General features: G+C 43.8%; 9 protein-coding genes and 1 pseudogene. 1 reads left to right on the top strand and 9 read right to left on the bottom strand.

Annotation, left to right across the window (positions count from 1 at the left end; all coding sequences use genetic code 11):
- Positions 1–74 precede the first annotated feature (74 nt).
- The 5 genes and pseudogenes from GC098_RS20535 to GC098_RS20555 all read right to left on the bottom strand — a co-directional run bounded on the left by GC098_RS20535 (position 75) and on the right by GC098_RS20555 (position 5,905).
- Entirely contained in the window at positions 75–1,223 is a 1,149-nt protein-coding gene (locus GC098_RS20535; RefSeq protein ID WP_171645117.1) for a response regulator, read from the bottom strand.
- Positions 1,198–3,027, bottom strand: a complete 1,830-nt coding sequence (locus tag GC098_RS20540) for a sensor histidine kinase (RefSeq protein ID WP_171645118.1) — start codon at positions 3,025–3,027, stop codon at positions 1,198–1,200. Before GC098_RS20540 ends, GC098_RS20535 begins: the two co-directional genes overlap by 26 nt.
- 120 nt (positions 3,028–3,147) lie before the next feature.
- Positions 3,148–4,110, bottom strand: coding sequence for an NAD(P)H-dependent glycerol-3-phosphate dehydrogenase (locus tag GC098_RS20545; RefSeq protein WP_171645119.1), 963 nt, complete (start codon positions 4,108–4,110; stop codon positions 3,148–3,150).
- Between the two features lie 32 nt (positions 4,111–4,142).
- Positions 4,143–4,728: pseudogene (locus GC098_RS20550) on the bottom strand (aspartate/glutamate racemase family protein).
- 55 nt (positions 4,729–4,783) lie between these two features.
- On the bottom strand, positions 4,784–5,905 hold the full coding sequence (locus GC098_RS20555) for an amidohydrolase family protein (RefSeq protein ID WP_171645120.1): 1,122 nt from the start codon (positions 5,903–5,905) through the stop codon (positions 4,784–4,786).
- A 474-nt stretch (positions 5,906–6,379) separates the two neighbouring features.
- Between GC098_RS20555 and GC098_RS20560 the strand changes: the two genes are divergently transcribed.
- Positions 6,380–8,395 (top strand): GxGYxYP domain-containing protein, encoded by a 2,016-nt coding sequence (locus GC098_RS20560; protein ID WP_171645121.1) that lies wholly within the window; start codon positions 6,380–6,382, stop codon positions 8,393–8,395.
- Between the two features lie 128 nt (positions 8,396–8,523).
- Here GC098_RS20560 and metE read toward each other — a convergent pair whose 3' ends face one another.
- The 4 genes from metE to GC098_RS20580 all read right to left on the bottom strand — a co-directional run bounded on the left by metE (position 8,524) and on the right by GC098_RS20580 (position 13,007).
- Positions 8,524–10,827, bottom strand: a complete 2,304-nt coding sequence (gene metE / locus GC098_RS20565) for a 5-methyltetrahydropteroyltriglutamate--homocysteine S-methyltransferase (protein WP_171645122.1) — start codon at positions 10,825–10,827, stop codon at positions 8,524–8,526.
- Between the two features lie 108 nt (positions 10,828–10,935).
- Positions 10,936–11,838: a LysR family transcriptional regulator gene (locus GC098_RS20570; protein WP_171645123.1), complete on the bottom strand. Its 903-nt coding sequence runs from the start codon at positions 11,836–11,838 to the stop codon at positions 10,936–10,938.
- A gap of 33 nt (positions 11,839–11,871) precedes the next feature.
- Positions 11,872–12,384, bottom strand: a complete 513-nt coding sequence (locus tag GC098_RS20575) for a nucleoside-triphosphatase (protein WP_171645124.1) — start codon at positions 12,382–12,384, stop codon at positions 11,872–11,874.
- Positions 12,385–12,500: 116 nt separating this feature from the next.
- Entirely contained in the window at positions 12,501–13,007 is a 507-nt protein-coding gene (locus GC098_RS20580) for a GrpB family protein (RefSeq protein ID WP_171645125.1), read from the bottom strand.
- Positions 13,008–13,612 lie beyond the last annotated feature (605 nt).

Here is a 13,612-nt window from a genome sequence, read left to right on the forward strand (position 1 = left end):
AATGTTTCCATTTATTTCATGAATATCACAAGAAAAAAAGCATGCTATCGCACTATGTACCTGCGGTAGCTTGCTTATTTTTTGTTGGTTAATCGGCTTATCAACATGTCGTATAAATGTATCAGTTCCTCGGACGGACGTATGCCAAGTTCCCTGCTGAGAAGCCGAACATAGTCGGTATACAGAGCCGTCAAACCTTTTTTGTCCCCGGTCATCTCGCGTATCGTCATAAGATGGCGTATAACGGATTCATCTAGATGATTGCGCTCGTTCAGCTTGAGCAGCAGCTTCGACGCGGAAGTCGTATCCCGTAACGAAATAAGCACTACGGCAAGCCGCTTTACGAAAGAGGTGTACAACTCCGCATATCGCACCATTTCGTGAATGGCCCACACATACGCCTTGTCCCCGAACAGATCGCCCGTGTACAGTCGTTCGATGTGCAGCGCTCTCTCTACATTTCCGACGTCTATGGAAGGCATCTCCTCCACTTGCTTTTCGAATTCCAAGTAATCAATAACGGAATCCTTTAATTCAAGCGCATAGCCATCGTTCTCCGATCGTATGACCTCGCGCATGCCAAGCGGTTCCAAAGACTTTCGCAATTGATAGACGGTCGTATTTAAGTAGTTCTCCGCATTGGTTTGGTGCATGCCTCCGAAAATATCCATAACCAGCCTGGAACGTGGAATTCGTTTGCCACGATATAACAGTAAGTACGCGAAAAGCTCCGCACATTTCCTCGAGATCCACTTGACACGGCCCGCATCGTTACTCACGACGACATCACCCAACATCGTTAGGACGATCCTCCCAGAATTTTCGGAAACGGGAGCAGACAGCGATTGCAAAGGAATGCCCCGCTGGCTGGCCAGCGCACGATTTACCGTCCGCTGAAGTCGTTCCTGGGAAACGGGTTTGACCAGGTAATCCACCACAGATAGTTCGTATGCTTTCAAGGCAAATTCTTTGTGCGATGTGACGAAGACGATCTGCAGCGGAGAAGCCAACGCTTCCATCTTGGCGGCGAACTCCATTCCACTCCCGCCCGGCATGGAGATGTCAACGAAAGCCAGTCCGATGTCAGTGTTCTCACTTAGAAAGGAGGCTGCGGACTTCGTATCCGTAAAAGCGCCAGCCACGTGAACCCCTGGCAGCTTGACCAGCATTTTACGCAGAATCAAATGCATTGTCGGCTCATCGTCCACCAAAATCACTTTCATAAACTTCTTCCTCCATTCCCCCGTCATCGAACTCTTCCCGCACATCAGCTGAGCCGGGTAAGGTGAATGAGAAGGTCGTCCCGACACCTGGCTCGCTCTCGAACCAAAGGCTGCCACCATGGATACGAACGAATTCGCGGATCAGCGCAAGTCCGAATCTCATATCCTCCGAATCGTTCGCGTTAACCATGGCCTTTAAGAACGGCTCCTCTAGACGCAGAAATTCCGATGTCTGATCGTCGATTCCCGCACCATTGTCGCTTACAGACACGATGATCTGATCGCCTTCCAGAACGGCTCCGATCTCAATAACCCCGCCAATTCCGGTAAACTTGATCGCGTTCGAAAGCAAATTTCGCAGAATTAGATCCAGCATCTCTTTATCGGCTTTAACCGTTAGCTTCTCATTGATCCGCTCAGTCATCCGAATTTGCTTCATGCCAGCCTTCGTGCCTGAAAGCAATAAAGCCTGCCGGACGACCTGCTGCAAATTCCAGCTCAACGGACGAAACACCACTTTCCCTTTCTGGCTGCGATACCAATCCAATAAATTTTCGACGAGATGGAACGTGCTTTGCACTTGTCCTTTAAGCTCCCTCACCAATTCGGCATGCTCAAAGTCGGCGGCAGTCAGTTCATCCCCCAGCAGCTCGGTCAAACTCACGAGGAGTGCGATCGGATCGCGAATGTCGTGCGCCACGACGGTGAAAAGCTTATCCTTGAACGCATTTAGCTCAGACAGTTGCCGGGCGTTCTCACGCAACCTGGCTTCGCTCTCCTTCATCTCTGTAATATCATTGAACATCAGAATCTTGCCGATTAAGACACTGCCCGAATCATAAATCAGTGACAAACTGCAGTTGTAATGCTTGTTACGGTTCGCTTGGAATCTGTGAAACGGGAAGCGTTCGTCCCCATCACTTGCGGCACGAATACGTTCAAGCAGTTCAGGACTTTCCGACAAAACCACCCCCATATCGATGGGGTAGCGTTTCGGCAAGCCGAGTTCGGGAAGGACCTTTTCGGCTGCTTTGTTGTAACTAACGATTTGGTCCTCATAATCAAACAGGACGACCCCGTCCCGGATCGTTTCGAATACTTTAGCCATCGCAAGAGGTGTTAAGCGAAGTAAATTAAACCGCAATATCCCCCACACGTACGCAATACCCGATACGGCGAATCCGAACGGCGTCAAATCAACGTCCAATCCGGACCAAAAGAACAAATTGAACACCATAGGCGCGACTGCGCCCAAAAGGAGGACGACGATTTGCTTTCGCACGATCGGTAAAGCCCGCCAATACATGGGGATAAACAGCAACATTCCGCACAGAAGTACGGAATAATTATAGATGGTGTGCACCTTATACCAAGGCCCCTTGACTGTCGTGTACAAAGGAACCGAATTGCTCTCATTTAGAATATAACGCTCATAGATCAGGTGATGCCAATCGTTGGTCATATGGAGAAAAAATACCGCTGCTGGGACAACGAATAGTAATAGGGCGAGACGCTTGCGGTAGCGAGACGCCGTCCCCGTAAATTGGATGACCTGAAAGAGCCAGAGTGTAGTAACGAATGGAATGCCCAAGTACTCGATTTGAAGCGACAGCTTCACATCGTTCAGGCTACGGCTCAGCACCTCAAACGCGTAGCCAAGCGAATAACAAGCCGCTGCCAGCATGATCAGAACCATCGTTTTGGCAACAGGCATATGGCGTTTCCGATAAGACAAGAAAGAGACGAACACCATCAGCGCCGTTGCGAGAAAAAGCGTTACCGACATCCATTGTCTTGTGTCCACGGCTGCATCTCCCTTAAATCAATTGACTTTCGAACCGCCATTCGGGCCAATTCGACAAAAGTCTACCTAAATAAGGATATCATCTTCTCTAATTTGTGTCTTTATAATTATACTAGTTCATTAGATACCTTCAAATTTCACGGGTCTCATAAATAATCTTATTAGTTGCTCTTTTGGATCATTACCTTCAGAAAGTACGGAATGAACAGCCTGACAGATGGGTAGCTCCACATTATAGATAGTGGACAATTGCAATAATGCCTTTACGGTTGCTACTCCTTCAGCCAATTTCTCGAATGGTTCTTTTTTTACAAATGCTTCACCAAAACGTCGATTATGACTATGATTAGAGAACACGGTTGCTTCGTAATCACCAAGATGTCCTAAACCGTAAATGGTTAATTCGTTCCCTCCCATTGCCTTAACTAATCTCGCAATTTCTTTTGTTCCTCTAGCCATCAAGGCTCCTTTCAAACTTGTATAACCTAATCCATCCAGCATACCTGCTGCGATTCCAATTACATTTTTCGCTGCAGCACCTATCTCATTACCTAACAAATCTTGCCCATAATAAAATCTTATAATCTCACTTCCGAAACTGTCTACAAGCAATTGAGTTATGTTCATGTGATCTGAATCAATAACCATACAGTTTGGAATGTCCTTAACAAAATCTTGAACATGCCCAGGTCCAACCCAAATTGCTAAATGTACAGCTGATTTTATTTCTTCCATAAAAACTTGTGAGAGTCTTTCTCCAGACTCCATTTCAAGTCCTTTCATACATAAGACAAAAATCTTATTTGTAATTCCCATGGTATTTAACAGCTTTGCAAAACCTCTAAGTTCCTGGGCACTAATAGCGATAAAAATGATTTCGGCAAACTCAATTGCTTCAGCAATTCTATCCGTTAAATGTATGTTTTGGGGTAATTGTAAATATTCATTTGTTCTACTATGAACTAATCTTTGATAATTTTTTGATTCTTCTCTTCCCCATAAAATGACATCATGTCCTATTTTATTTGCATACCAAGCCAAAAATGATCCCCATCTTCCACAACCTAAAACAGTAACCTTCATTAAGTAGATCAGCTCCTTTATGTACTGTCTATTTAATCTTCCAAAGCAAAATCAACTGCATATTCAGCATGGATTTTCGTTGTATCGAATATAGGAACGCTGCAATCCAGTTGAGATATTAATAAGGTGATTTCTGTGCAGCCAAGGATAACAGCTTCTACCCCATCTTGGACAAGACTATTAATTATTTCAAAGTAGGATTGTTTAGAATTATCATTAATAATTCCGAGACAAAGTTCCTGATAGATGATATCGTGTACAATTTTCCTTGCGGCTTCATTTGGAACGATAACATCAAGACCAAATTTCTCAATCAATCTACCCTTGTAAAAATCTTGTTCCATTGTATAAGCAGTACCGAGTAAAGCGACTTTTTTAATTCCACATTTAACAATTTCATTTGCCGTTGCATCAGCTATATGTAGTAATGGTATTGAGACTGATTCTTCTACTTCTTTTGCCATCTTGTGCATCGTATTCGTGCAAATCCACCGAATACATAAGACTTTTTGCGGAGTGGTGTCCGCCTAATTTTTCCTTTATACGTTGATTGATGATTTGGTAATAAAGCAAGGATGACTCCCAGCTCATTCCACCTATTAGCCCAATTGTTTTCATAGATAAACACCTCAGAAATAGCTATTTACTACATAATAACAGAAAATCGAAATCTTTATTTACTCCAAAGAATTTGTCCGGCCTCTACCTTAGATAGATGACTCCATTCATAACTTTGTCCGGTTTCTTTGGATTTCTTACGGATTTCCGCAATCTGAGTCTCAGTAGCTGGCTGGTTACGAATAATGGCGTCTAGGTTATCATGTGCAATTTTTCGTGCCAACTTAAGGTCGTCAAGCTTATCTAATAACTGATACATCGCACCAATTGCAGCCTCTTCACCAATATCAAATCCAGAGTCCGTACTCAACATAAACTGATCAGGAAACTGCTTCATCACAGGTACGAAATCCTCCAACTTATTGGTACTAGCAGGATTGAGAGCGGTGAAACCCGCATAAAAATCCGCGTACAAATTTGGGTGCTTTTCGAGTAGTTTTCTGATATTTTCCGGTGAATTAAACGCGTTGGCGTGTGCGAATATGATTATTGTGTTTGGATGTTTGTCAAGCGCCTCTTCTAACTTATCTATAACCATTCCGTTTGGTGGGTCAATATGCAACAGAATGGGGACTTTGTATTTTGCACATATTTCGTATATGTCCGGTAAATAACCGTCCATTGGGCTATCACCCTTCCAAGCCACTTTTGATACCACAGGTGAATACAAAGAAGCTGCTGCAATTTCACCTAAACCAAAGTATCCTTGTTCCAGGTTTTGTGTCACTACATCGAGACTCGATTTATCATGCATATCGAAGCCTGAAAAGTAAGGAATAATTACATCAGGGTTATCTTTATAAGCCATCCAAGACATCTGGTCGGTCATTAATGCACTTGGCTCTGATACATCTCCAAAGAGAACAACTTGATTGACGGCATTACGCTTCCAAACTTCCAGCATATTTTGATACTTTGAATCAGATGCATCATGATTGTGGGAATCGATGACTTTTAAATTGCGATATTGCTCAACTAACTCTTTAACCGTTTTCTCAGTCCCCTTCTTAATCTGTGTTTCATTAATAATTACTGGTGTGCTTGGGTTGGGTAAATCTTTTGTAACAGGGGAATCTTTTACTTGATCAAAAGGGAATAGACCCAAAACAGAAATTAGCCATATCCCTATGGCTGTACTCACTGTCACTATTAATGTAATAATAATCCGGTTTTTCATTCGTATGACCAACTTTCTTCCTTGAAATGTATGAGCCTTCAAATCGTAAAACCAAATTTAATTCGGGGAACTCAACTGAGTATCCTTTATTTTCCATTACGAATTTAACATGGCCGAAACGATAATTCTTCCTATTGCTTTATCCTTTTCGGAAAAAATTTATATGTATTATATGATATATCAAATAAAGTTTTCTCCGGCCATTAAACAGACTCCTTCAACCGCAAAATATGTCATAACTGTGGTTTAATCGTGTAGAATACGCTATTAATTTGTAAATTTATAAGATTGTTTATCGAAACGCTTGAAGTATCATATACATCATGTTAAATATATTCATACAGATATGTTATGACATTAAAAAGCACGCTACTCTTCGATGAAGGAGGTTACTTCGAAACAAAGACAGCTTCGTTGTATTTAAAATTTCTAAATGAGGTGAGCAGATTGATAGGGAAATTAAGAATTTTATGCATGGTATTACTATGTGTGACAATGCTGCCTTTCAGCATTTCTGCGGCTCAGGCTGATGGTGTGACTCCTGATGGGATTAAATGGCCAAAAAATCAAGCGCTTCCAACGTTTAATCAACCCAAGCATTTGGACGTTGTCAATGTCTCTAATGCACCTGGAGACGTCAAACTGCTGATGACTACTCTTCAGGGCATTGTGAATCGAGAGCGCCCGCGTATCTATCTGATTCAGAACAAGGTGGACCCTTGGTATAACGAAATGACCATACCGTATAAGCTCCACGATAACAGCATGGATGTCTTCGATTTGTATAAAAATGAAGTAAAAGGAATCATCATCTACGATCCGAAAACTCCGGATTCCATCAACGTCGCGACCACGTTGGCGGGACTGAAGAATGCTGTTGTCGTCAGCCCTGATCTGGCAGGCAAACTAACTGCAGCTCCCTACAAATTGAAAGTGATTGAAGATTTCCGGGGCAAATTCAAAAATAAAATTGACGCATACACCTGGCAGTACGAACACTTATGGAATCAAACGACCCACCGGATGTTGATTGGGCTAAGTCCGGACACATCGATCTCGCTCCCTCCCGGTCTACCCGAATCCTTCATGACGATCGCAGAAGAGAAAAGGCAAATACGGGATGCCAGTAATCGAGGAACGTATGAATACGACCTTTCATCGTATTTAGGGAAAGAGGCGATATATGTTCGTTTCGACGACTCTTTCACGCAGGACGGTTGGGGACCGGCCGTTCATGCCATCACCGTAAAGGCAGATGGAAAGGTCATCGCTCAATTCGATGCCGGCACACCTGAAGAAGAATTGTACTTGTATGATAGGCAAAATTCCAAGTATTTACCTGGTGCTGACCACCGCTTCGCAGATAATGGAAGTTATTTCATGTATGAATTTAAACCTTCTGCTGGCACAAAACTGTTGACGATCTCCGTAGAGATGTGGAATCAATACAAAGTTTCGGTCGGTAACATTCGCCCTCTCTCGTCCGAGCAGAAAGAGCCTTACGGATATTTGCGCGACTATGCAGTCGCGAACAAAGCGATGGTTTTCTGGCTTTCGACGGATGTGCCGGATCAGCGTGCACTCTTAGAGAAGATTCTGTCCGATGTCGAGCCGGGAACACCTTATCTAGGCTGGTTCAGCAATGACTTCGAAGGCGAAGCCGCCTCCGTCGACCTACTCTCCAGGCATAGCGTCTTTGTATTGGCAGCTGATTGGTTCCACAACATGACCGTCTTCTCGGGAACAAAGGTGGAAGCGGCCCCTAAGATCAAGCCCAATCCGCTCAAGCTGGAAAACAAAATCTATGTGACTTTCACTTTCGGTGAAGGAGACAATTTGCAATACGATTTGAACCATATGCGCGAGATCCTATGGGAAGATCCTGCGCGCGGCAAAGTACCCATTAACTGGACTTCCAGTCCATTACTCTACGATGCCGCTCCAATGGTTCTTAATTATTACCGGAAAACGGCGACAGAGAATGACCTGCTGATCGCCGGACCGTCCGGTGCTGGTTATTTCAACCCACATCCATGGCCGGAAGAAACGTTACCGGATTTCATGAAGGATACCTATAAATATCTCAAACAGACCGGTATGACCATACCAATGGTGATAAACCGGGATGTCACCAAAGACATTCCAATAAGCGCATACGAAGCGGCCGCATACGAGCAAAATTATAAAGTTCCCGGCATCCTGCTTGTAAGCGATCAATTCGGCCTCGAAATCATGAACGGCACGCTTCCAGTATCGATGATGCGAGGAATTGGAACGGTTCAGGATGGAATCAATATTCTAGCCGAGGCCAAGAAAGGCTGGGACGGTAAATCGCCGTTGTTCCTTTCGGTCGGGATTAACGCATGGGGGATGAGACCACATGATATTCAGGCCATCGCTGAATCACTTGGTGAGGAATATAAGATCGTAAACGCCGATCAGTATTTCACACTTATTCGCGAAGCTTATGGATTGTCCAAAAAAGAGTAAATCCATGCCAAAAGAATCGGATAGCGAGCAGTTTTAAACTGCCGCTGTCCGATTCTTTTTCTACGACCTATGCATTCCTTTTAACGAAGTCCGAAGTCCAAATCTTACTCCTTACAGGAATGTTTAGTTTAGCGATTATTGGTTATAGTTTCTTGGGCATGCTTCGCACGGGCGATCTGCGTCGCTTCAACCATGTTGCGCAAGGAATCGACTGTTTCTTCGACTCCACGAGTTTTAAGTCCGCAGTCCGGATTGATCCAGAATAACTTCGGATCCAGCACACGCAAGGCACGTTCGATCATACTGGTCATTTCGTCCACACGCGGAATACGAGGACTGTGGATATCGTAAACGCCTAATCCTATGCCAAGTTTGTATGTGTTCAATTCGAAGCTATGAATCAGTTCACCATGACTGCGAGATGTCTCGATCGAAATTACATCAGCATCCATCGCTTCGATCGAATGGATCATGTCATGGAACTCGCAATAGCACATATGGGTGTGAATTTGCGTCGTATCCTGTACCGTGCAGGTGGCCATGCGGAATGCTCTGACCGCCCATGCTAAGTACTTCGCTTGGTCATCCCCCTTGAGTGGCAGCCCTTCACGAACCGCTGGCTCGTCGACCTGTATCATGCCAATGCCCGCCTGCTCAAGCGCTTCCACCTCTTGTCTAAGCGCATAGGCCAATTGGTAGGCAATTTGTTCACGCGTGATGTCCTCGCGAACGAAGGACCAATTCATTATTGTAATCGGGCCAGTCAGCATTCCTTTTACGGGGCGTTTGGTCTGCGTTTGAGCATACTTTGTTTCTTCGACGGTCATCGCTTCTTTGAACGCTACATCCCCAAATATGATTGGCGGTTTAACGCAGCGAGAACCGTACGACTGCACCCATCCGTTCTGTGTGAACGCGAAACCCGCGAGCTTCTCACCAAAGAACTCAACCATGTCGGTTCGCTCAAATTCGCCATGCACGAGAACATCCAATCCAATTTCCTCCTGAAGCTTGATCCAGATATCGATCTGTTCTCGGATGAAGTTAGCATACTGTTCATTGTTCCATTCACCCTTGCGCCACTGTTGACGGGCCTTGCGAACCTCTGGGGATTGTGGAAAGCTGCCAATTGTCGTCGTCGGTAAAACCGGCAATTGCCACTTCTTCTGTTGAGCAATATGACGCTCAGAAAAAGGTTGACTGCGCACTGGACTTTGAGCACTGATGGCAGCGACAGCATGCTGAATGTCGCTACGATTGCGCTCATCTGACAGCTTGAGCGCCTGTAAAGCACGATCACGTTCTTCCAGCTCGCCTGTGATTCCGGCGCCGCCTTGAGAGACTGCTTTTGACAGAAGTACAAGCTCATCCAGCTTCTCATCTGCAAATGCTAAAGCATCCTTAAGTTCAGCTCCGAGCTTCGTCTCATGATTTACCGATACCGGAACATGAAGCAAACTGCACGACGTCTGCACGATGAGTCGCTCAGCCGTTACGATTTCACCGAGTTCTTCTACGAGTGCCAATTTCTCGCGCAGTGGCGCCTTCCAGATACCACGACCGTCAATAACCCCTGCACCTAAAACCTTGTCCACAGGAAAACCTAGCGCTTTAATCGACGATAAATTGCCGGATAAACCATGCACGAAATCCAACCCTATTCCTTTGACGGGCAGCGCGACAATATCACTGTAGTTCTCTACCGATTCAAAATAAGTTTGCAGCATGATGTTCAGGTTTGGCACTGAGGCGGCAAACGTCTCATAAATTGTCTTTAATCGCTGCACGTCCTCTGCACTTAACTTCGTTACGAGTATCGGTTCGTCTATCTGTACCCATTGAACCCCTTCTCTCGCAAGCTCCTGAAGTATCTGCACATAGAGCGGAAGCAAACGTCCCAGCCAGCCGTCGGTCTCCGAAATACGGTATCCTTTTGACAGCTTCAAGAATGTCAGTGGTCCAACGATTACCGGCTTGCCCTCGATACCGAGCTTTTCCTTAGCCTCCCGATAAGCCTTAAGAGGTCTATTTTCGGTAAGCACCGGCGATGCCTCGCCCAGTTCTGGTACTATATAATGATAGTTCGTATTAAACCATTTGGTCATTTCGCTAGCCGTTGCATCCTTCGTCCCACGAGCAATACCGTAATAAACCGATAATGGTATCGTGCCGCCCTCATACGGAAAGCGTTTCGGAATAATTCCGAACATCGTGGATGTATCAAGGATATGATCGTAATAGCTGAAATCGTTGACCGCGATGAAGTCGATGCCTTTCTCCTGCTGCTTACGCAAATGATTCAAACGGATCTCCTGTAACTGACGGTGAAACTCCGATTCTTCGAGCTTGCCTGACCAGAAAGCTTCCAGCGCTTTCTTCCATTCTCGATCCGCACCAATACGCGGATATCCCAACACACTGCTTTTCACCATCTGTAAAACTCCTCTACAATTTGTTACAAGAAAGATATCACGGATTGGTGGATATAGTGTAACTGGAATAAACTATATCTAGTCATAGCTAATGGCTATAGCAAAGTTTTATTGGGATATCGCCTGCATCAGTGCTTGTATATATGCCGCTCCTAGCTTGGATAGTGAAGCATTTCTATGGGAAATCCAACCGACATTGATAGTTTCCTCACAATCCAAAGGTACAGGAATAATTTCATTTCCATTCAAATCAGCGCTTAATACTCCTGTCGATATGGTATATCCGTTCAATCCGATCAATAAATTGAAAAGCGTTGCCCTATCATTAACACGAATGCTTTTCTTATGTGACATCGTGCTGAGAATCTCTTCGGAAAAATGAAAAGAATTATATTCCCCTTGATCAAAGGACAGATACGGATAATTCTGAAGCTGGTCAATAGTTACGATCGATTGCTTTGCCAGCGGGTTCTTACTACTGATGAAAATATGCGGCTTAGCCGTTAATAAGCTGTTGAATTGCAAATTCGCGCTTTTGAGCAGCTTATTGATGACTTTCCCATTAAACTCATTCAGATATAGGATGCCGATCTCGCTGCGTAAATTTTTGACATCTTCAATAATTTCATAAGTTTTGGTCTCTCTCAAAGCTAGCTCATATTCATCTTGGCCATACTCCCGGACTAGACTCACAAATGCATTCACCGCGAAAGCGTAATGTTGAGTGGAAACCGAAAAATGCTGCGGGGAAGGCTTGGCATTGAGATAACGGCTTTCTAATAATTCCGCCTGCTCGACTACCTGTCGCGCGTAGCTTAAGAATTCAATACCCTCCTTTGAAAGCGAGATCCCTTTATTAGATCTTTCGAAAATCGCAAGCTGCATTTCTTCTTCCAGATCCTTAATCGCATTTGAAAGACTAGGCTGAGAAATAAACAACCGCTTGGCGGCTTCGTTAATGGAGCCGCGATTCGCAACCTCAATAACGTACTTTAATTGTTGTAGAGTCAAGGAAATACTCCCCTCTAAAATCTTGATCTAAAATTAACATAACTTAAGAATATCATTAGTTATTACTTCTGTTGTCAAGTCACGATTATCTTCATTCATGGGATAAAATTTGATCCCAGTTAGTTCTTTTATCTTGTCTATATCTGGATGTCTATCAACGCAAATTGTCCCTAGAATAATATGTTGAGAGCTCGAAACAATTTCATGGATCATTTCTTTAAAGGGAACGGATAACATTTGCATGAAACCAATTTCATCAATAACTGTAATCCTCTTTGTATCAAATGATTGCCTCACTGCCTTTATAGCGATATTCTCAAAAATATCTATTTCAACCCCATATCTCCCTACTCTTACCGAGCTTTCACTATCAACACTCGCAATACGTTCACTCTCACCACTAAGAGTTACACAATTAAATCCAATACGATCCGTCAAGTTACGTACTTCTTCTGTGTAAAAGCCACCAAAAAATTCAGGACCAATTCGGTGCATAATTCGTTTTATTGCTGTAGATTTCCCCACGCGAGGTTTCCCAGTTAACAAAAAGCATGTATCCAAATCATCAACCCTTTCGTTAGTTGCAGTGACAATATAAGATGATAGCCCCCATCTTCAACATTGTATAACCTTCTGCGAAACATACACAGTCTAAATTCAAGTTATTTCAATCCCGCATGTTTCAATATCCCTTTTACGAAATCACTCTTAGCATTTGAGTATGCCAAACGGTCATTGTGGAATCGATGCGCAAGTTCCATCTTCAAGTCACCGTACATTTTAGCGTCATCTGGATGACTTCTCAAATAATCTCTAAAAAGGATATGACGCTTATATTCGGCGTTTTCAACAGTGCATACGTAAAGGTGATGCCAAGTCATGCCATCGGGAGGAATAAAAGCCTCTCGCCCTGTAGCTCCTAAATCGCCTTCATGTACGTACCCTAGAGTTGCGAGCCTTTGTATGGCTGTATGGACATCTGTTTGCTTTGATACCACCACGTCAATATCAACAATTGGTTTTGCTGCTAACCCTGGGACGGATGTACTTCCGACATGTTCTATCCTGACTTCGAGATCGCTTAAAACCGGAAGTACAAAGTCTCGTAACTGTCCAAACATCTGAACCCAACTAGGATCGTATTCTACAACTACTACACGGGACCCCATAGAAGACCTCCTTAGAACATACTCACAATATAATTCGCAGGCTCTCTTACGTATTCCTGCCGTTAATACTAATTGGTCACCGATCCATCCTTGGGCAGCTACTCCTAGTAATGCTCATTTCCAATTCCCCCTGTTACTCAAATAAATTTCAAAAATAAAAAAAGCCCCGTCCTCAAAAAGGACGAAAGCTATCGTTCACGTGTTTCCACCTAAATTTACCTATCCCTCACGGTTACTGGATTCTACAGATACTAGTCCTAAAAATCAATTTAATTTTTTCAAAGTAAAAAGACCCCTTTCAGGGTCCTTTTCGACGGTGATAGGATTGATGGTACTTTTGCCTTGAACCTTACTTAGCTGGGTCTCTACCTCATCACATTCCTGTAGTACTTGACTACATTAATGAATCTGCGGCACATCTCCTCGCTTCTATATAGATTCAATAACAACTTCCCTGGTAGTTAGCTGCATAATATGCGACACAACACCTCGCTGAATCACCGTCATAAAGTAATATGTCCGTTCTCGAAAATGTTATACATCTTGGGATTCATTTTATTGACGAATTTATTTGCTAGGAATATAATTGCTATAGCAACTAATTT

The sequence above is a fragment of the Paenibacillus phytorum genome, assembly GCF_013141715.1.
Taxonomy (GTDB): Bacteria; Bacillota; Bacilli; order Paenibacillales; family NBRC-103111; genus Paenibacillus_E; species Paenibacillus_E phytorum.

What these genes read in the sequence shown, in the direction of transcription:
- GC098_RS20560 (WP_171645121.1), top strand. Translation starts at nt 6,380, where the DNA reads ATGGTATTACTATGTGTGACAATGCTGCCTTTCAGCATTTCTGCGGCT.
- metE (WP_171645122.1), bottom strand. Translation starts at nt 10,827, where the DNA reads ATGGTGAAAAGCAGTGTGTTGGGATATCCGCGTATTGGTGCGGATCGA.
- GC098_RS20535 (WP_171645117.1), bottom strand. Translation starts at nt 1,223, where the DNA reads ATGAAAGTGATTTTGGTGGACGATGAGCCGACAATGCATTTGATTCTG.
- GC098_RS20580 (WP_171645125.1), bottom strand. Translation starts at nt 13,007, where the DNA reads ATGGGGTCCCGTGTAGTAGTTGTAGAATACGATCCTAGTTGGGTTCAG.
- GC098_RS20545 (WP_171645119.1), bottom strand. Translation starts at nt 4,110, where the DNA reads ATGAAGGTTACTGTTTTAGGTTGTGGAAGATGGGGATCATTTTTGGCT.
- GC098_RS20555 (WP_171645120.1), bottom strand. Translation starts at nt 5,905, where the DNA reads ATGAAAAACCGGATTATTATTACATTAATAGTGACAGTGAGTACAGCC.